The organism is Prescottella agglutinans (assembly GCF_004011865.1).
In the GTDB taxonomy this organism is placed as follows: domain Bacteria; phylum Actinomycetota; class Actinomycetes; order Mycobacteriales; family Mycobacteriaceae; genus Prescottella; species Prescottella agglutinans.
Genome location: NZ_RKLP01000003.1, coordinates 330,589 through 350,027, shown reverse-complemented (window position 1 = coordinate 350,027; position 19,439 = coordinate 330,589). Strand labels below are relative to the sequence as shown.

General features: G+C 68.7%; 14 protein-coding genes. 1 reads left to right on the top strand and 13 read right to left on the bottom strand.

Features of this window, described 5'->3' with window-relative positions:
• The 11 genes from EGT67_RS08560 to EGT67_RS08510 all read right to left on the bottom strand — a co-directional run bounded on the left by EGT67_RS08560 (nt 1) and on the right by EGT67_RS08510 (nt 13,987).
• Entirely contained in the window at nt 1–1,164 is a 1,164-nt protein-coding gene (locus EGT67_RS08560; protein WP_127915629.1) for an acyl-CoA dehydrogenase family protein, read from the bottom strand.
• Nucleotides 1,161–3,179, bottom strand: a complete 2,019-nt coding sequence (locus EGT67_RS08555) for an acetyl/propionyl/methylcrotonyl-CoA carboxylase subunit alpha (protein WP_127915628.1) — start codon at nt 3,177–3,179, stop codon at nt 1,161–1,163. Before EGT67_RS08555 ends, EGT67_RS08560 begins: the two co-directional genes overlap by 4 nt.
• A 13-nt stretch (nt 3,180–3,192) precedes the next feature.
• On the bottom strand, nt 3,193–4,791 hold the full coding sequence (locus EGT67_RS08550; protein ID WP_127915627.1) for an acyl-CoA carboxylase subunit beta: 1,599 nt from the start codon (nt 4,789–4,791) through the stop codon (nt 3,193–3,195).
• Nucleotides 4,788–5,936, bottom strand: a complete 1,149-nt coding sequence (locus EGT67_RS08545) for an acyl-CoA dehydrogenase family protein (RefSeq protein WP_127915626.1) — start codon at nt 5,934–5,936, stop codon at nt 4,788–4,790. The genes EGT67_RS08550 and EGT67_RS08545 overlap by 4 nt, the downstream gene beginning before the upstream one ends.
• Nucleotides 5,933–7,681, bottom strand: coding sequence for an acyclic terpene utilization AtuA family protein (locus EGT67_RS08540; protein ID WP_127915625.1), 1,749 nt, complete (start codon nt 7,679–7,681; stop codon nt 5,933–5,935). The genes EGT67_RS08545 and EGT67_RS08540 overlap by 4 nt, the downstream gene beginning before the upstream one ends.
• Complete coding sequence (locus EGT67_RS08535; RefSeq protein ID WP_421958106.1) at nt 7,678–8,517, bottom strand: TIGR03084 family metal-binding protein; 840 nt, start codon at nt 8,515–8,517, stop codon at nt 7,678–7,680. Before EGT67_RS08535 ends, EGT67_RS08540 begins: the two co-directional genes overlap by 4 nt.
• 90 nt (nt 8,518–8,607) lie before the next feature.
• Complete coding sequence (locus EGT67_RS08530; RefSeq protein ID WP_127915623.1) at nt 8,608–8,961, bottom strand: hypothetical protein; 354 nt, start codon at nt 8,959–8,961, stop codon at nt 8,608–8,610.
• Nucleotides 8,962–9,111: 150 nt separating this feature from the next.
• Nucleotides 9,112–10,650, bottom strand: coding sequence for a DHA2 family efflux MFS transporter permease subunit (locus EGT67_RS08525; RefSeq protein WP_127915622.1), 1,539 nt, complete (start codon nt 10,648–10,650; stop codon nt 9,112–9,114).
• On the bottom strand, nt 10,647–11,117 hold the full coding sequence (locus EGT67_RS08520) for a MarR family winged helix-turn-helix transcriptional regulator (protein WP_164877503.1): 471 nt from the start codon (nt 11,115–11,117) through the stop codon (nt 10,647–10,649). Before EGT67_RS08520 ends, EGT67_RS08525 begins: the two co-directional genes overlap by 4 nt.
• Nucleotides 11,118–11,269: 152 nt before the next feature.
• On the bottom strand, nt 11,270–12,235 hold the full coding sequence (locus EGT67_RS08515) for an NADPH:quinone oxidoreductase family protein (protein ID WP_127915621.1): 966 nt from the start codon (nt 12,233–12,235) through the stop codon (nt 11,270–11,272).
• Nucleotides 12,236–12,292: 57 nt separating this feature from the next.
• Complete coding sequence (locus EGT67_RS08510; RefSeq protein ID WP_127915620.1) at nt 12,293–13,987, bottom strand: FAD-dependent oxidoreductase; 1,695 nt, start codon at nt 13,985–13,987, stop codon at nt 12,293–12,295.
• 243 nt (nt 13,988–14,230) lie between these two features.
• Here EGT67_RS08510 and EGT67_RS08505 point away from each other — a divergent pair, with 243 nt between their 5' ends.
• Nucleotides 14,231–15,034 (top strand): acyl-[acyl-carrier-protein] thioesterase, encoded by an 804-nt coding sequence (locus EGT67_RS08505; protein WP_127915619.1) that lies wholly within the window; start codon nt 14,231–14,233, stop codon nt 15,032–15,034.
• Here EGT67_RS08505 and EGT67_RS08500 read toward each other — a convergent pair whose 3' ends face one another.
• Together EGT67_RS08500 and EGT67_RS08495 are read right to left on the bottom strand one after the other, a co-directional pair.
• A complete protein-coding gene (locus EGT67_RS08500; protein ID WP_127915618.1) occupies nt 15,035–15,235 on the bottom strand; it encodes a hypothetical protein in 201 nt (66 codons plus the stop codon). It abuts the gene before it with no gap.
• Between the two features lie 142 nt (nt 15,236–15,377).
• On the bottom strand, nt 15,378–19,337 hold the full coding sequence (locus EGT67_RS08495; protein ID WP_127915617.1) for a DNA-directed RNA polymerase subunit beta': 3,960 nt from the start codon (nt 19,335–19,337) through the stop codon (nt 15,378–15,380).
• Between the last annotated feature and the right edge of the window lie 102 nt (nt 19,338–19,439).

The window sequence follows — 19,439 nt, the reverse complement described above, 5'->3', positions numbered from 1 at the left end:
TCAGTAGGACTTGGGCAGGCCCAGCGAGTGCTGGGCGACGAAGTTGAGGATCATCTCGCGGCTCACCGGCGCCACCCGCGCGATCCGGGCGGCACCCAGCATCGCGGACAGGCCGTATTCCTTGGTGAGCCCGCCGCCGCCGTGCGTCTGGATCGCCTGGTCGAGGGTCTTGATGCTGGCCTCCGCGGCCGCGTACTTGGCCATGTTCGCGGCCTCGGCGGCACCGAAGTCGTCGCCGCCGTCGTAGAGGACCGCGGCCTTCTGCATCATCAGCTTCGCCAGCTCGAGCTCGATCTTGCACTGCGCGAGCGGATGCGCGAGACCCTGGTGGGCACCGATCGGCGTCTTCCAGACCGTGCGCTCCTTCGCGAACTTCACGCCCGCCTCGAGCGCCCAGCGGCCCATCCCGATGGCCATGGCCGAGCCGAGGATGCGCTCGGGGTTCAGGCCCGCGAACAGCTGCATCAGCGCCGCGTCCTCGGAGCCGACGAGGGCGTCCGCGGGCAGTCGCACGTCGTCGAGGAACAGCGTGAACTGGTGGTCCGGCTCGACGATGTCCATCTCCATCGGCGTCGCGACGAAGTTCTCGGCGTCGGTGGGCACGATGAACAGCGCCGGCTTGAGCTTGCCGGTCTTGTGGTCCTCGGTGCGCGCGACGATCAGGACGGCGTCGGCCTGGTCGACCCCGGAAATGAAGACCTTGTTGCCCCGCAGGATCCAGTCCTCGCCGTCCCGCCGTGCGGTGGTGGTGATCTGGTGGGAATTGGAACCGGCGTCGGGTTCGGTGATGCCGAACGCCATGATCTTGGAACCGTCGGCCAGCGCGGGAAGCCATTCCTGCTTCTGAGCGTCGGTGCCGTACTTGCCGATGATGGTGCCGCAGATCGCGGGCGAGACCACCACCAGCAGCAGCCCGGCGCCCTGCGCCGCGAGTTCCTCCTGCACGAGGGCGAGTTCGTAGATGCCCGCTCCCCCGCCGCCGTACTCCTCGGGCAGGTTCACGCCGAGGAACCCGAGCTTGCCGGCCTCGTTCCACAACTCGGTGAGCGGCTCGCCCCTGCGCGCCTTCGGCAGCACGTAGTCGACGTAGTTGAAGCGCTGCGCGAGCTTGGACACCGCCGCCCGCAACTCCTTCTGCTCCTCCGTCTCGATGAAGCTGCTCATGCGGTTTCTCCTTCTGCGACTTCTGCTTCCACGATTGCCAGGATCGATCCGACGTCGACCTGGTGGCCGACGGCGACGGGTAGTTCGGTGAGCACGCCCGAGGTGGGCGCCTTGACGGTGTGCTCCATCTTCATGGCCTCGAGCCACAGGATCGGCTGTCCGGCCTCGACGCGATCGCCGACGGCCGCACCGAGGCGGATCACCGCCCCGGGCATCGGTGCCAGCAGCGACCCTTCGGCGACGACGCTCGACGGGTCGACGAATCGCGCGAGCGCCGTGAGCGTCACCGGCCCGAGCGGCGAGTCGACGCACACCCGGTCGCCGTAGCGGGCGATGTCGAACCGGCGCTGCAGCCCGCCGATATCGAGGACCACGTGGTCGGGGGTCGACGACACGAGCGTGACGTCGTCGAAGCCCTCGGCGCGCAGCCCCGATCGGGTCAGCAGGTAGCGGACGTCGTGCTCGCCGTGGATTCCCTCGTACCGCTTGCTCTGCGGCTGCGACGGCAGGTTCCGCCACCCGCTCGGTAGTCCGCCGAGCACCGGTGCGACGGACCGGTTGGCCGCGGCGTCCGCGACCGCGGCCGCCAGTGCCGACAGCTTCTCCGCGGTCTCGTCGGCGAGCGGACGCGCCAGCGCGTCGAGCCCGTGGGTGTCGAAGAAGGCGGTGTCGGTGTCGCCCGCGAGGAACGCCGGGTGCCGCAGCACGTTGACGAGCAGGTCGCGGTTGGTCTGCAGCCCGTGCAGCCGGGTGCGGGCCAGCGCCGACGCCAGCACCTGCGCGGCCTGCGCCCGGGTGGGCGCGTACGAGATGACCTTGGCGAGCATCGGGTCGTAGAAGACGCTCACCGCCGAACCGTTCTCGACACCCGAGTCCAGGCGCACGCCGGTTCGCTCGAGGACCTCGAACTCGCCTGCGCTGCCCGGCAGTTCGATGCGCTCGACGACACCGCTCTGCGGACGCCACCCGTGCGCGGGGTCCTCGGCGTAGAGACGGACCTCGATCGAGTGCCCCCGGAGCGCGGGCGGTTCCGCCGGGAGTGCCGCGCCACCCGCGACCTGCAACTGCAGCTCCACCAGGTCGAGACCCGTGGTGCACTCGGTGACCGGATGCTCCACCTGCAGGCGGGTGTTCATCTCCAGGAAGAAGAAGTCACCCTGCTCGTCGGCGAGGAACTCGACGGTGCCGGCGCCTTCGTAGCCGATCGCGTTCGCGGCGAGCCGGGCGGCGTCGAACAGCCTGGCGCGCATGGCTGGCCCGGAAGAGGACTCGAGCCGTTCGACGAGCGGTGACGGGGCCTCCTCGACCACCTTCTGGTGGCGGCGCTGGATCGAGCACTCCCGCTCGCCGACGGCCCACACCGTGCCGTGCCGGTCGGCCATCACCTGGACCTCGATGTGCCGTCCGGTCTCGAGGTAGCGCTCGCAGAACACCGTCGGATCACCGAACGCGGACTGCGCCTCGCGGCGGGCCGCCTCGATCTCGCGGGGCAGCGCCGACAACTCGCGCACCACCCGCATGCCGCGGCCGCCGCCGCCGGCGGACGCCTTGACCAGCACCGGCAGGTCGGCCTCGGTCACCGCGTCGGGATCGAGTTCGGCCAGGACCGGCACCCCGGCCTCGGCCATGATCCGCTTCGACTCGACCTTCGAGCCCATCAGCGCGATCGACTTGACGGGCGGGCCGATCCACGTGAGACCGGCAGCCTCGACGGCCTGCGCGAAATCGGCATTCTCCGACAGGAATCCGTAGCCGGGGTGGATCGCGTCGGCGCCCGCGGCCCGGGCCGCGGCGATGATCGCGTCGGCCCGCAGGTACGTCTGGGCGGGGGTCGCGCCCGGCAACCGGACCGCGGCGTCGGCCTCGGCGACGTGCGGGCTCGCGGCGTCCGGGTCGGAGAACACCGCCACGGTGCCGACACCGGTGCGACGGCACGTCGCGAACACCCGGCGGGCGATCTCGCCGCGGTTGGCGACCAGCACGGACGTGATCGTGGAATTACTCGCAGAAGTCATCAATGTTCTCCACTCACATCCGGAAGACGCCGAAGTTCTCGGTGCCCTCGATCGGGGCGGTGGCAATGGCCGACAGGCACATTCCCACCACCGTGCGGGTGTCACGGGGGTCGATCACGCCGTCGTCGTACAGGCGCCCGGAGAGGAACATCGGCAGCGACTCCGCCTCGATCTGGTTCTCGATCATCGCCCGCATGCCGGCGTCGGCCTGCTCGTCGAAGACCTGACCGCGGGCCTCGGCGGCGGCGCGACCGACGATCGAGATGACGCCCGCGAGTTGGGCGCCGCCCATGACCGCCGACTTGGAACTGGGCCACGCGAACAGGAACCGGGGGTCGAACGCCCGCCCGCACATGCCGTAGTGGCCGGCGCCGTACGACGCGCCGAGCAGGATCGAGATGTGCGGGACCTTCGAGTTGGCGACCGCGTTGATCATCATCGACCCGTGCTTGATCATGCCGCCCTCCTCGTACTCCTTGCCCACCATGTAGCCGGTAGTGTTGTGCAGGAACAGAAGTGGGGTGTCAGAGCGGTTCGCCAACTGGATGAACTGGGTGGCCTTCTGCGACTCCTCGCTGAACAGCACGCCGCGTGCGTTGGCGAGGATGCCGATCGGGTAGCCGTGCAGTTCGGCCCAGCCCGTGACGAGCGACGAACCGTAGAGCGGCTTGAACTCGTCGAAGTCGGACCCGTCGACGATGCGCGCGATCACCTCCCGCGGATCGAACGGGATCTTCAGGTCCGACGGCACGATGCCGAGCAGTTCCTCGGGATCCTCGAGCGGTTCGATCACCTCGGCCCGCGGCGCCGGTCCCTGCTTCTGCCAGTTGAGGCGCCGGACGATGCTGCGGCCGATGCGGATCGCGTCCTGCTCGTCCAGGGCGAAGTAGTCGGCCAGGCCGGACTTGCGGGCGTGCATCTCGGCGCCGCCGAGGGACTCGTCGTCCGACTCCTCACCGGTCGCCATCTTCACCAGCGGCGGCCCGGCCAGGAACACCTTGGACCGCTCCTTGATCATCACGACGTGATCGGACATGCCGGGGATGTAGGCGCCGCCCGCCGTGGAGTTGCCGAACACCAGCGCGATCGTCGGGATTCCGGCCGCCGACAACTGGGTGAGGTCGCGGAACATGCGACCGCCGGGGATGAACACCTCCTTCTGCGTGGGCAGGTCGGCGCCGCCCGATTCGACGAGCGAGATGACGGGGAGGCGGTTCTGCACGGCGATGTCGTTGGCGCGGAACCCCTTCCGGAGGGTCCACGGGTTGCTGGTGCCGCCGCGGACCGTCGGATCGTTCGCGACGATGAGACACTCGACGCCGCTGACGACGCCGATCCCGACGATCGTCGACGCGCCCACCGGGAACTCGGTGCCCCACGCGGCGAGCGGGGACAGCTCGAGGAACGGCGAGTCCGGGTCGAGCAGCAGTTCGATGCGCTCGCGCGCGAGCAGCTTGCCCCGCTTGTGGTGCCGCTCGACGTACTTCTCCCCGCCGCCGGCGAGGGCCTTTGCGTGCTCGACCTCGAGTTCGCCGAGCTTGGTGGTCATCGACTCCACGGCCGACGTGTACTCGGCCGACTTCGTGTCCAGTGCCGACTTCAGGATCGTCACGACTGATACCCCAATCGCTTGGCCGCCAAGGAGGTCAGGATCTCGGTGGTCCCACCTCCGATGCCCAGAATTCGCATGTCCCGGTACTGCCTCTCCACTTCGCTCTCCGCCATGTAGCCCATGCCGCCGAACAACTGCACGGCCTGGTTCGCCACCCACTCGCCGGCCTCGACGGCGGTGTTCTTCGCAAAGCACACCTCGGCGACGAAGTCCTCGCTCGACGTGAGCGAGCGTTCGACGAGGGTGCGGGTGTAGACGCGGGCGACGTCGGTGCGCCGCGTCATCTCGGTCAGGGTGTTCTGCACGGCCTGCCGCGAGATCAGCGGCCGGCCGAACGTCTCGCGGTCGCGGCACCACTGCAGCGTCAGGTCCAGGCACCGCTGCGCACTCGAGTACGCCTGCGCCGCCAACGCGATCCGCTCGGTGAGGAACGCCTGCGCGATCTGCGCGAAGCCCGAGTTCTCTTCGCCCACCAGGTTTTCCACCGGCACGCGCGCGTCGACGAACGACAACTCCGCGGTGTCCGACGCGCGCCAGCCCATCTTGTCGAGCTTGCGCGCCACCTCGAATCCCGGCGTGCCCCGCTCGAGCACGAGCAGCGACACCCCGCCCGCCCCCGGGCCGCCCGTGCGCACCGCGGTGACGACGAAGTCGGCGCGGACCGCCGAGGTGATGAACGTCTTGGCACCGTTGACGACGTAGTGGTCGCCGTCGCGCACCGCCGTCGTCCGCAGGTGCCCGACGTCGGATCCGCCGCCCGGTTCGGTGATCGCGAGCGACCCGATCTTCTCGCCCGCGAGGGTGGGCCGCACCCAGCGGTCGATCTGCCGCGGGTCACCGGCCGCGATCAGGTGCGGCAGCGCGATACCGCACGTGAACAGCGACGCGAACAGTCCGCCGGACGCCCCGGCCTGGTGCATCTCCTCGCAGATCAGGACCGCGTCGACCAGGTCGCCGCCGTCGCCGCCGACCTCCTCCGGGAAGCCGGCGCCGAGCAGTCCGAGCGCGGCGGCCTTCCGGTGCAACTCGCGCGGGATCTCGCCGTCTCGCTCCCAGTCGCCGAGGTGCGGCAGGATCTCCTGCTCGACGAAGCCGCGGACGGTCTTGCGCAACTGCTGCCGCTCGGGGGTGTCCCACACACTCATGCGTGTCCTTCCTGGAGTTCGTCGGCGTAGCCGGGGACCAGGCCGAGGGGAATGTCGATGTGCCGCGACCGCAACCACTCCCCGAGCCCCTTGGCCTGCGGGTCGAAGCGGGCCTGCGACGCGACCCCGCGGCCGAGGATGCCCTCGACGACGAAGTTGACCGCCCGCAGGTTCGGCAGCACGTGCCGCGTCACCTCGAGCGACTTCGCCTCGGGCAACATCCTTTTCAGTTCGTCGACGGTCAGCGCGTGGACCAGCCACCGCCACTGCTCGTCGGTCCGCACCCACACCCCGACGTTGGCGTTGCCGCCCTTGTCGCCGCTGCGGGCGGCCGCGACCGTGCCCAGCGGCACGGTCACCGTGTCGTCCGAGTCCAGCGGATCGGGCAGCGCCGGTTCCGGCACGTCCTCGAGCACCCGCGCCTGCGTGCTCGGTGCGACGTCGCGGCGCGTGCCGTCGGGCAGCACCGCGACGTGCGGAACCTGATCCACGTCGACGTAGCCCGGCGTGAACACCGCGTACGGCTGCCCGTTCGACGGCGGCGCGGTGAGCGTGAATCCGGGGTAGCTGGCGAGCGCGAGTTCGACGGCCACCGACGAGAACGCGCGTCCGACGGCGTTCGGGTCGGTGTCGCGGACGGTGCACCGCAGCAGCGCGCTCGCCGCCTCCTCGGTGTCCGCGTCCGGGTGGTCGGTGCGCGCGAGCGTCCACTCGAGCTCCTGCGGCTTGACCTGGAGCCACGAATCCATCTGCCGTCGAACCAGTTCGGCCTTGGCCTCGATGTCGAGACCGGTGAGCACGAACGTCGCCTCGTTGCGGAATCCGGCGAGCGCGTTGAGTGACACCTTGTACTGCGGCGGCGGGGCCTCACCGGTCACGCCCGCGATGCGGACGCGGTCGGCGCCGTCCGCGGAGAGCTCGATCGAGTCCATCCGGGCAGTGACGTCGGGATTGGCGTACCGGCCGCCGGTGATCTCGTACAGCAACTGTGCGGTGACGGTGTCCACGGTCACCGCTCCCCCGGTACCCGCGTGCTTGGTGATGACCGACGAGCCGTCGGCGGCGATCTCGGCGATCGGGAAGCCGGGGCGGCCGAGGTCGGGGATCTCGGTGAACCACGAGTAGTTGCCGCCGGTGGCCTGCGTGCCGCACTCGATCACGTGGCCGGCCACCACCGCACCCGCCAGCTTGTCGAAATCGTCGCGTGCCCAACCGAAGTGCGCAGCAGCGGGACCGACGATCACCGCCGCGTCGGTGACGCGGCCGGTGACCACGACGTCCGCGCCGGCGTTCAGGCACTCCACGATGCCCCACGCCCCGAGGTAGGCGTTCGCGGTCAGCGGGGCGGTCTCGCGGTCGAGCCCGAGTTCGGACACCCGCGCGATCAGGTCGTCACCCTCGACGTGCGCGATCTTCGCGCCGAGCCCCAGCCGGTCGTTCACCTCGCGCAGCGCGGCGGCGAGCCCGGCCGGGTTGAGCCCGCCGGCGTTCGCGACGATCCGCACACCGCGGTCGAGCGCCAGCCCGAGACAGTCCTCGGCCTGCCGCAGGAACGTCTTCGCGTAGCCGCGCGACGGATCCTTCATGCGGTCCCGCCCGAGGATGAGCATCGTCAGCTCGGCGAGGTAGTCGCCGGTCAGGTAGTCGAGTTCGCCGCCCTCGAGCATCTCGCGCATCGCCGAGATCCGGTCGCCGTAGAAGCCGGAGCAGTTGCCGATGCGGACGGGTGTCGAAGCCCCGGTCATCGCGCCGCCTCCGTCCGGTCCGCCGGCTCGGCGCCCCGGCCCGCGCCGGGCGGGCCGGCGAACGCCTGCGCGATCCCGAGCCACGCGTCGGCGTCGTCGCCCGTCGCGCGGAGCGCCGTCGCATCCCGATCGACGCGCTGCGTGACGAGGAGACAGAAGTCCTCGGCCGGACCCGTCACCCGCTGCGCCGCGTCGTCGGGACCCCACGCCCAGACGGTGCCGTCGGGCGCGGTCAGCTCCACCCGGAACTCCTCGGCCGGCGGCGTGAGCTGGTGGACGCCGAACGCGAAGTCGCGCGTGCGAACACCCAGGCGCGCAATGTGCTTCAGGCGGTCGGTCGCGTCGGTCGACGCACCGAGCGCATCGGCCACGTCCCGCCCGTGAGCCCACGTCTCCATCAGCCGCGCGGTCGCCATCGAGGCGGCGCCCATCGCCGGCCCGTACCAGGGCAGCTTCGTGCCGGACGGGACCGCGAGCAGCACGTCTGCCAGCCTGTCCCGGGTCGCCCGCCAGTCGGCCAGCAGCTCGCGGGGCGGGCGCCGCGACTCGAGCTCGGCGCCCTCGTCGACGAAGCCGTGCGGGTTCTTCCAAGCCTCGGTGAGCTGCGCCGCGAACGCTTCCTCGTCGGTGGCCGCCATGAGCGCGGCCCGGTCGGTCCACGCGAGGTGGCCGATCTGGTGCGCGACGGTCCAGCCGGCGGCCGGTGTCGGCGTCGCCCACCGATCGTCGGGCAGATCCGCGACGAGCGCATCGAGCGCCGCACCCTCCGCACGAAGGTCGTCGACGATCTTGTTCAAGTCAGCCACATACCCCTCCTCGAATGATGAGACCAGCATCACATCGAGGGAGGCAGAAATCAAGCACGAATGATTGTTTATTGGTGCGCGCGCCGCCGCGAACCCACGTCGCCGCAGGTCAGATGCGGATCAGGCGCTCAGATCGGCCGCCGTACCCCAATCCCTCCGACCACCGCTCAGCGACCACTCGAAGTCCGGCACGCGGGTGACGGCGTGCTGCCGCTCGATCGCGAAGTTCGTGACCGGGAGGCGCTCCACCAGACCGAAGTCGGCCAACATGTTCCCCACGACCCCCTGCTCGAACATCGAGAACGCGGTGTGGTTCACCGATTGGACGGCGACCTGCAGCGCCAGGAGTGCGTTGTCGTGCGGACCGAACTCGGCGAGCGTGTGACCGCCGTCGATCGTGGTACCGACCACCGCGTAGTAGTGCCAGTGCGAAGTGTTGTCCGGGTTGTACGCGACGTCAGGCTCGACAGCCATGATCGCCCCTTCCCTAACTCGAGGCTCCTGTCGTGACGATAGAACCGACCCCCGACAGGTTCCCGGCGACGCGCCGACCCGAACTCGGACAACGCGAAGAGCCCCCGAGTGAACGCGTCGCTCGGGGGCCCTCCGGGGTGCAGCAGGGTGTCAGTGCATCATCACCGGCTGGACGTCCTCGGTCGTCGGCGTGGTCCGCCGGCGCGGCAGGAAGAACGCGGGGATCAGCGTGCACAGAACCAGCACGAACGCGACGAAGAACGTGTTGCCGAAGGCCTGCGCCGCAGCGTCGAAACCCTGCTCGAGGATCGACGGCGGAACCTGCTCCGCGATGGCCGGGTTCTCGTGCGAGGCGATCGCCGCGCCCGCCGCGGGACGGTCGAGCAGCTGGTTGGTCAAGACCACCGACATCGTCGCGGTACCGATCGAACCGGCGGTCTGCTGGACGATGTTCATCAGCGTCGAACCACGGGCGATCATCTCGTGCTTGAGCGTGACCATCGCGGCCGTCATCAGCGGCATCATCGTGCAGCCCATACCGAGGCCCTGCACGAACAGCGAGCCCAGCAGCAGCCAGTACGGCGAGTCGGCACTCAGCTGGGTGAACGAGAACATGCCCAGCGCGATGAGCGGCAGACCCGTGAGGACGATCTTGCCGGGACCGATCTTGTCCACCAGGCGGCCGGCGATCGGCATCGTCACCATCGCGCCGATGCCCTGCGGGGCCAGCAGCAGACCCGCGGCCAGCGTCGACTCGCCACGCACCTGGATGAAGTAGCTCGGGAACAGCAGACCCGCGCCCATGAACGCGATGATGAACATCGTCGTGGTGAGCACCGCGACCGTCAGCTGACGGTTCTGGAACAGGTGCAGGTCGATCAGCGGATGATCCTTGCGGAGCGCGTGGAAGATGAAGCCGAGGATCAGCACGAGTCCGATACCGGCCGAGACCAGCACGCGCGCCGACGCGATCGTGCCCGTCTCCGGGATCGACGACACACCGAACAGGAAGAGCGCGAGACCCGGCGAGAGCAGCAGCATGCCGACGAAGTCGAAGGGCTGCGAGGGGCTCGGCTGGTCCTTCGGCAGCAGCTTGACCGCCGCGGTCAGAGCGATGATGCCGACGGGCAGGTTGATGAGGAAGATCCAGTGCCAGCTCGCGGCGTCGATCAGCCAGCCACCCAGGATCGGACCGCCGATCGGGCCCAGCAGCATCGGGATGCCGAGGACCGCCATGACCCGACCGACCCGCTCCGGCCCGGCCGCGCGCGTCATGATCGTCATACCCAGCGGCATCAGCATGCCGCCGCCGAAGCCCTGGATCACGCGGAACACGATCAGTGTCGTGATGTTCCACGCGAACGCACACAGCACCGAACCGATCACGAACAGGATCAGCGCGCTGATGTACAGACGCTTGGTGCCGAACCTGTCAGCCGCCCAGCCCGTGACCGGGATGACGGTGGCCAGCGCCAGCGTGTAGGCGGTCATGGTCCAGGCCACGACCGCGACGGTGGTGTCGAACTCGCGCACGAACGTCGGCAGCGCGACGCTGACGACCGTGACGTCGAGGATGGACATGATGGCGCCGAGCACCACCACGGAAGCGATCTTCAGGACCGCGCCGTCGATCTTGTCCGACTCGGGCGCCCCTGGTTGGGGTCCGGTCGACGAGTTGGGCGTCGTCATGTACAGAATTCCTGACTTCGGGCCCGCAGGGCGTCGCCTGCGAGTATGGGTTGAAGGGCCTCGAGCAACCGCCTGCGATCCGGCTGGTCCAGCCGTCCTGCGAACGCACGGAGCTCGTCACGCTTGTCCTCGAGATGACGAGAGACCAGGGTTCGCCCGGACTCCGTCAGCGAGACCCGTTTGATCCGGCGATCTCCGGGGTCCTCACGGCGCAGTACCAGTTCCTGGCACACCAACTGGTCGATGTTCCGACCGGCAGCGGCCACCGACATCCGAAGACACTCGGCGACCTCGTTGATCGCGATCGGCTCCCCGTGCTGCGCCAGCACGAAGAGCGCGCGAACCTGAGAGAACGACAGGTCCATCGCGACCAGGGTGTCCATCGACTCGGACTCCCCCATGCCAAGAAGACGCATGATGAACTCCTCGAGCGCGTCGTAGACCTGATCTGGAGTCACATCTGCCACGACCGGAAATAGTAGCGACTGCGCAACTATTGCAACAACGCAAGGATGCTCGGTCCCCACCCGAATTCGCGACCCATCCACGACACCACGCGCCCCGTACCTGCAGCAACAGATTTTCCGCGCAGGAGGGCGTCAGGTGATGAGGAACACAGTCAGTCCTGCACGAGGACGGCCTTTCCGAGGACCCGGCCGGCCTCGAGGTCGCTGAGCGCCTCGGCTGCCGACGCCAGCGGGTATCGCACCTTGACGATCGGACGCAACCCGGCACGAACGTGCTTCACGAGCGCCGCATGCGTCTCCGCGAGCGCCGACGGCTCGTGCCGCAGGAACTCTCCCCACGCGGCGCCGACGATGCTGATGTTGCGGAACAGGACCCGGTTGACCTTGACGGACGGGATGCCCCCGCCGGCGAAACCGATCACCACCAGGCGACCCTCGGGTGCGAGGGCACGCACCGCGTCGTCGAACGCGTCGCCGCCGACCGGATCGACCACGACATCGGCGCCCCGCCCGCCGGTGAGTTCACGCACGCGGCCCGCCCAACCGTCGGTGAGGCGTACGACGTCGTCGGCGCCGATCTCGCGCAGGAAGTCGTCGGCACCGTCGCGGCGCACCACCGCGATCACCCGCGCGCCGTGCGCCTTCGCCAGTTGGATCGCCGACGTCCCCACACCACCCGCCGCACCGAGGATCGCGACGGTCTCGCCCGGCTGCAGCCTGGCCCGGCGCCCCAGCGCGAACTCCATGGTCTGGTAGTTGATGATCAGCGACGCGGCCTCGTCGAATTCCAGCTCGTCCGGGATCGGCAGCACCAGCGCCGGATGGACCGCGACCTGCTCCGCGTAGCCACCGAGGCTCGACACCGCGAGCACCCGCTGCCCCGGCACGAATCCGCTGTCCTCCGGGGCGCTGACGACGACACCGGCAACCTCGGTACCCGGCACGAACGGCGGTTCCGGACGCAACTGGTACTTGCCGTAGCTGATCAGCAGGTCCGGGAAGCACACGCCGCTGGCCTTCACGTCGATCAGGACCAGGCCCGTCGCGTCCGGCTCGGGTACGTCCTGCACCACCATCGACGACGGTCCCGCCAGTTCCGTGACCACCACTGCGCGCACTTCCCACCTCCGAATTCGCAGGGCCCGGATGCCCCTCGCCGTGACGCTACCCGGAAGTCACCCGGCGAACAGACCCCGGCGCTGACGACCGACCACCACCATCTCCGCCGTGTCGGTCATCTTCACTCGCGGCCGCCCCGAGGCCTGACCCCGTGCGCGTTCGGTGCGATCGATCGCGTCCCAGCCGCGCCGCGAGATCCGCTCGGGCCGGCGGCGCGCCAGCAGTTTCCCGAGTTCCTTGCGGCCACCGGCCGGCGCCGGCAGCCGACGCGCCTCGAAGTCCTCGACGATCCGGGCCACCGTCTCCTTGGCGCAGGTCTTGTTGGTGCCGATGACGCCGTTGGGGCCGCGCTTGATCCACCCGGTCACGTACACCCCGTCGAGCGACTCCCCCGCACCGGCGACGACACGACCGCGGTCGTTCGGGATCACCCCCCGGCGGTCGTCGAACGGCACGCCCGCCAGCGGCCGCCCGCGGTAGCCGATCGCGCGGAGCACCAGCGCGGTGTCGACGCGCTCGGTGCGCCCGGTGGGCCGCGCGGTGAGCGCACCGGACGCGTCCTCGACCAGTTCGTTGGCGGCCACCGTCAGCCCGTCCACGCGCTCGGCGCCGAGGACCTCGGTCGGCGACGCCAGGTACCGGAACACGATCCGCTTGTTGCCCGGCGTCGGTGTGCGCTGCGAGAACTCCTGCGCCAGGCGCACCTTCGTCACGACGGCGGGCTCGACGGAACTGCTGTCCAGCAGCGCCTGCGACGCGGGCTCGAGTTCCACCTCGACCGGGTCGATCACGACGTCCACGCCCGGCAGGTCACCGAGGGCGAGGAACTCGGGGTTGGTGTACGCGGCCTGCGCGGGTCCGCGCCGGCCCAGCAGCACCACCTCGCGAATATTGCTGCGCCGCAACGCCTCGAGCGCGTGGTCCGCAATGTCCGTCTTCGCGAGGTCGTCCGGGTCCGCCGTGAGGATGCGGGCGACGTCGAGCGCGACGTTGCCGTTGCCGACGACGACGGCCCGCTCGCCAGAGAGGTCGAAGGTGCGGTCCGCGTAGTCGGGGTGTCCGTTGTACCAGGCCACGAACTCGGTCGCGGCGTGGCTGCCGGGCAGGTCCTCGCCGGGAATCCCGAGCGCGCGGTCGCTCGACGCCCCGACCGCGTAGATCACCGCGTGGTGGTGGGCCAGCAGATCGGCGTGGCTGACATGCTTGCCGACCTCGACGTTGAGGTGGAACTGGAACGCGTCCCGCCCCAGCGACCAGTCGAACATCTCGGTCACGGCCTTGGTGCCGGGATGGTCCGGCGCGACACCCGCACGGACCAGCCCCCACGGCGTCGGCAGCTTCTCGAACATCTCGACCTCGACGTCGGAGCGCTTGAGCAACTCCTCGGCGGCGTAGCACGCGGCCGGCCCGGCGCCGACGATCGCGACCCGCAGCGTGCCGAGATCCCGCACCGGCGGGGCCGCCGGCGTCAGCGGGATCCACCCCGGCTGCAGCGGGTGTCGCGTGTAGTAGTCGGCGTTGATCTCCCGGTACCGCTCGAGCGACGCGGTCAGCTGGTCCTCGGGGAAGATCGCGCCGACCGGGCAGGCATCGACACACGCGCCGCAGTCGATGCAGGCCTGCGGCTCGATGTAGAGCATCTCCGTGGTCGCGAACTCCGCCTCCTCCGGTGTCGGGTGGATGCAGTTCACGGGGCACGCCGAGACACAGCTCGCGTCGTTGCAGCACGCCTGGGTGATGACGTAGGCCATTTCGATTCCCGCCCTTCGCGCGCCCGGACGCGGTGCACGCCCGGACACGGCGCCGATGTGACAGCCTGGTGTGACCGATTCCGTGTGACATGTTTCATGTGACACCTAGTTACAGCTACAGGACTGTACTCGGCCCCCCGCCGACGAAACAAGCATCCACCGCGTCCTCCGCCGGAATCGGGTGACGACTCGCCGACGACCTGCCACAATCGCTGGCGACAACCGCCGAACCGAGGGATCACCGTGGCTTCCGAGCAGATCGCCCCCGCAACGCAGATCGTCACCACGCCGCACGCGCTCGCGCCGGCACCGCCGCCCGAACACTGCTTCGAGAGCGCGCGGCCCATCCGCACGGCAGACGTGGACAGTGCCTACCGCCTGCGACTCGACGGCGTCGCGCGGTACCTACAGGACATAGGCAGCGACAACCTCGCCGCCTTCGGGTTCGACGACACCGATCCGCTGTGGGTCGTCCGGCGGACCGTGATCGACGTGCACCGTCCGGCCGTGTGGCCGGACCGCATCCGCCTCCGTCGCTGGTGCGCCGCGCACTCGACCCGATGGTCGGCGATGCGGGTGCAACTGACCAGCGACGGGGACGCGCTGATCGAGACCGAGGGATTCTGGATCAACATCGGCACCGACACCGGCATGCCGGCGCGGATCAGCGACGGGCTGCTCGAGGTCCTGGGGAGCACCACCGACGAGCACCGACTCCGCTGGAAGCCGTGGCTGTCGGCGACGCCACCCGAGACCGACGACTGGGAGGACCTGGACGTCGGGGACCGCACATTCCACCTGCGAACCACGGACATCGACCCGTTCAACCACGTCAACAACGCAACCTACTGGCACGCGGTCGAGGAGTACCTGGCCGACCGGCCGGATCTGGGCGAGGTGCCGCACCGGGCCGTCGTCGAGCATCTGAGCCCGATCTTCGCCCGCGACCACGTCCGGATCCACGCGATCGACGACGACACGTCGCTGCGGCTGTGGTTCCTCGTCGACGGCGAGGCCCGTGCCGTCGCTCGAGTCGCGAAGCTGTAGCTAGAAAACCTTCTTCGCCACGACGGCGAGACCCGCGACGACCAGCGTCACCAGCAGCGCCGTCCCGAACCCGGTGAGCCACCACAGGACACCGAACACGACGATGGCCGGCGCCGCGACGATCAGCGCGATCGTCGGGCTCTCACGAACCACCTCGAGCGCGCTCTCGGCCTTGACCCGATCGATCTTCTTCCCCGCCATCTCGCCCTCCGAATTGGTCGATTAGTCCGGCTCGGTCTCAGGATACGCAGTGGTGCTCCACCCAGAATGCACGAAGGCCCCGCCCCCGGGTGGGGACGGGACCTTCGTGTCGGACTTTCCTACCGGTTACCGGTAGTCCCGACTAGCGGTAGTCGCTGCCGAAACCGTAGTCGTCCAGCGGAACAGCGGCGCCGGTGCCGGTGCCGAAGCCCTCCGGGCTGTAGTACTGGTCGTCGTAGGACGGAACCGCGTACGCAGCCGCGCGGGCCTCCTCGGTCGGCTGAACCTGGATGTTCCGGTACCGGTTGATGCCGGTGCCGGCCGGGATCAGCTTGCCGATGATCACGTTCTCCTTCAGACCGATCAGCTTGTCCGAGCGGCAGTTGATCGCCGCATCGGTCAGCACGCGAGTGGTCTCCTGGAACGAAGCCGCCGACAGCCACGAGTCGGTCGCCAGCGACGCCTTCGTGATACCCATCAGCACCGGACGTCCGGCCGCAGGCTCGCCACCCTCGGCGACGACGCGACGGTTGGACGCCTCGAACTCCGCGCGCTCGACCAGCGAACCGGGCAGGAACTCCGTCGCACCCGAGTCGATGATCGTGACGCGACGCAGCATCTGGCGCACGATGACCTCGATGTGCTTGTCGTGGATCGACACACCCTGGCTGCGGTACACCTCCTGAACCTCGTTGACGAGGTGGATCTGCACCTGACGGGGGCCCATGACACGCAGCACCTCGTGCGGGTCGGCAGCACCTTCCATGAGCTGCTGTCCGACGTCCACGTGGTCGCCGTCCGCCAGCAGACGCTCGCTGCCGTCGTCGTGCTTGAACACGCGCAGACGCTGACGCTTCGAGAGCTTGTCGTAGACAACCTCTTCGCCACCGTCGTCCGGGACGATGGTGATCTTGTAGAAGCGCTCGCCGTCCTCGAGCTGCACCCGGCCGGAGACGTCCGCGATGGGCGCCTTGCCCTTCGGGACGCGGGCCTCGAACAGCTCCTGGACACGCGGCAGACCACCGGTGATGTCGGCCGCGCCGGCCGCACCACCCTGGTGGAACGTACGCATCGTCAGCTGGGTACCGGGCTCACCGATCGACTGTGCGGCGACGATACCGACGGCCTCGCCGATGTCGACGAGCTTGCCGGTGGCCATCGAACGGCCGTAGCACGTGGCACACACACCGGTCGCCGTGGTGCAGGTGAGCACCGAGCGGACCTTGACCTGCGTGACACCCGCAGCGAGCAGCGCGTCGATCGCGGGATCGCCCAGGTCGTGGCCACGCTCGACGATGACGTTGCCGTTCTCGTCGACCGCGTCCGAGGCCAGGGTGCGGGCGTACGTCGAGGTCTCGACGTGCGCGTCGCGGATGATCGTGCCGTCCGCCTGCTTCTCGGCGATGTGCGTGATGATGCCGCGCTCGGTGCCACAATCCACCTCGCGGACGATGACGTCCTGCGAGACGTCCACCAGACGACGGGTCAGGTAACCCGAGTCGGCGGTACGGAGAGCGGTATCGGCCAGACCCTTACGAGCACCGTGCGTGTTGATGAAGTACTCGAGGACCGTCAGGCCCTCCTTGAAGGAGGACTTGATCGGACGCGGGATGAACTCACCCTTCGGGTTCGTCACCAGGCCCTTCATACCGGCGAGCGAGCGAACCTGAGTCATGTTGCCGGCCGCGCCGGACTTCACGATCATCGGGATCGGGTTGTCGTCGGGGAAGTGGGCCTCCATGGCCTTACCGACCTCGTCGGTGGCCTCGGACCAGATCTTCACCAGGGCGCTGTTGCGCTCGGCGTGGTTGAGAGCACCGCGCTGGTACTTCTTCTCGATCTGGTCGGCCTGCGCCTCGAACTGCTCCATGATCTGAGCCTTCTCCGGCGGCACGAGGACGTCGGAGATCGAGACCGTCACGCCGGAACGGGTGGCCCAGTAGAAGCCGGTGTCCTTCAGCTTGTCGACGGTCTGCGCGACCACGATCATCGGGTAGCGCTCGGCGAGATCGTTGATGATCGTCGCCTGACGCTTCTTCGGCATCTGCTCGTTGATGAACGGGTAGTCCGCCGGGAGCAGATCGTTGAACATGACGCGGCCGAGAGTCGTCTCGGTGGTCCAGGCGTCGCCGTAGTTCCAGCCCTGGGGGAACAGCTCTGCCTCGACCTCACGCGGCGGACGCTGATGCGTCAGACGCACCTTGATACCCGCCTGCACCGACAGCACGCCACGGTCGACGGCCATCTGGGCCTCGGCCGGGGACGAGTACACGCCGTGCTCCGCCTGACCGTCGGTGGCCGGCTTGTACTCGCCGACCGCACCGTCGACCTGACGGGTCAGGTGGAACAGACCCGTCACCATGTCCAGACGCGGCATGGCGAGCGGACGGCCCGATGCCGGCGACAGGATGTTGTTCGACGACAGCATCAGGATGCGGGCCTCGGCCTGCGCCTCCGCGGACAGCGGCAGGTGCACGGCCATCTGGTCACCGTCGAAGTCGGCGTTGAAGGCCTCACAGACGAGCGGGTGCAGCTGGATGGCCTTGCCCTCGACGAGCTGCGGCTCGAAGGCCTGGATGCCGAGGCGGTGCAGCGTAGGTGCACGGTTCAGCAGCACCGGGTGCTCGTTGATGACCTCTTCGAGGACGTCCCACACCTGGGGGCGCTGACGCTCGACCATGCGCTTCGCGGACTTGATGTTCTGCGCGTGGTTGAGGTCGACCAGACGCTTCATGACGAACGGCTTGAACAGCTCGAGCGCCATGAGCTTCGGCAGACCGCACTGGTGCAGCTTGAGCTGCGGACCGACGACGATGACCGAACGGCCCGAGTAGTCGACGCGCTTACCGAGCAGGTTCTGACGGAAGCGGCCCTGCTTGCCCTTGAGCAGATCGGACAGCGACTTCAGCGGACGGTTGCCCGGGCCCGTGACGGGCCGGCCACGACGGCCGTTGTCGAACAGCGCGTCCACGGACTCCTGCAGCATCCGCTTCTCGTTGTTGACGATGATCTCGGGGGCGCCGAGGTCGATCAGTCGCTTGAGGCGGTTGTTGCGGTTGATGACGCGGCGGTACAGGTCGTTCAGGTCGGACGTCGCGAAACGGCCACCGTCGAGCTGGACCATCGGGCGCAGCTCCGGCGGGATCACCGGGACGGCGTCGAGGACCATGCCCATCGGCGAGTTGCCCGACTGCTGGAACGCGGCGACGACCTTGAGGCGCTTGAGAGCACGCAGCTTCTTCTGGCCCTTGCCGCTGCGGATGGTCTCGCGCAGGGACTCGGCCTCGGCCTCGATGTCGAAGTTCTCCATCAGCTTCTGGATGGACTCCGCGCCCATCGCGCCGGTGAAGTACTCGCCGTAGCGGTCGACCAGCTCGCGGTACAGCGACTCGTCGACGATGAGCTGCTTGACGCTCAGCTTGGTGAAGGTGTTCCAGATCTCCTCGAGCCGGTCCAGCTCACGCTGGGCGCGGTCACGGAGCTGACGCATCTCGCGCTCGCCGCCGTCCTTGACCTTGCGGCGGACGTCGGACTTGGCACCCTCGGCCTCGAGCTCGGCGATGTCCGCTTCGAGCTTCTGGGCGCGGGCCTCGAGATCGGCGTCGCGCTGGTCGGCGACGGTCTTCTTCTCGACCTCCATCTCGGCCTCGAGCGTGGAGAGCTCGTTGTGACGCAGCTCCTCGTCGACACCGACGATGACGTAGGCAGCGAAGTAGATGATCTTCTCGAGATCCTTCGGAGCCAGGTCGAGCAGGTAGCCGAGGCGGCTCGGCACACCCTTGAAGTACCAGATGTGGGTGACCGGAGCGGCGAGCTCGATGTGGCCCATGCGCTCACGACGCACCTTCGCACGGGTCACCTCGACGCCGCAGCGCTCACAGATGATGCCCTTGAAGCGGACGCGCTTGTACTTACCGCAGTAGCACTCCCAGTCCCGGGTGGGGCCGAAGATCTTCTCGCAGAAGAGGCCGTCCTTCTCGGGCTTGAGCGTGCGGTAGTTGATGGTCTCCGGCTTCTTGACCTCGCCGTAGGACCAGTTGCGGATGTCTTCCGCGGTCGCGAGACCGATGCGGAGTTCATCGAAGAAGTTGACGTCGAGCACGTAACTTCCTTTCCCCAGAGGGATTGTGGATCAGCGGGTGAGATCCGCTTCTCCTGACTGCCAATTCAAATGTGCTCTAGCGCCCCCGGGCTGCGACGGATC

What these genes read in the sequence shown, in the direction of transcription:
- EGT67_RS08560 (WP_127915629.1), bottom strand. Translation starts at nt 1,164, where the DNA reads ATGAGCAGCTTCATCGAGACGGAGGAGCAGAAGGAGTTGCGGGCGGCG.
- EGT67_RS08555 (WP_127915628.1), bottom strand. Translation starts at nt 3,179, where the DNA reads ATGACTTCTGCGAGTAATTCCACGATCACGTCCGTGCTGGTCGCCAAC.
- EGT67_RS08545 (WP_127915626.1), bottom strand. Translation starts at nt 5,936, where the DNA reads ATGAGTGTGTGGGACACCCCCGAGCGGCAGCAGTTGCGCAAGACCGTC.
- EGT67_RS08540 (WP_127915625.1), bottom strand. Translation starts at nt 7,681, where the DNA reads ATGACCGGGGCTTCGACACCCGTCCGCATCGGCAACTGCTCCGGCTTC.
- EGT67_RS08535 (WP_421958106.1), bottom strand. Translation starts at nt 8,517, where the DNA reads ATGCTGGTCTCATCATTCGAGGAGGGGTATGTGGCTGACTTGAACAAG.
- EGT67_RS08530 (WP_127915623.1), bottom strand. Translation starts at nt 8,961, where the DNA reads ATGGCTGTCGAGCCTGACGTCGCGTACAACCCGGACAACACTTCGCAC.
- EGT67_RS08525 (WP_127915622.1), bottom strand. Translation starts at nt 10,650, where the DNA reads ATGACGACGCCCAACTCGTCGACCGGACCCCAACCAGGGGCGCCCGAG.
- EGT67_RS08510 (WP_127915620.1), bottom strand. Translation starts at nt 13,987, where the DNA reads ATGGCCTACGTCATCACCCAGGCGTGCTGCAACGACGCGAGCTGTGTC.
- EGT67_RS08500 (WP_127915618.1), bottom strand. Translation starts at nt 15,235, where the DNA reads ATGGCGGGGAAGAAGATCGATCGGGTCAAGGCCGAGAGCGCGCTCGAG.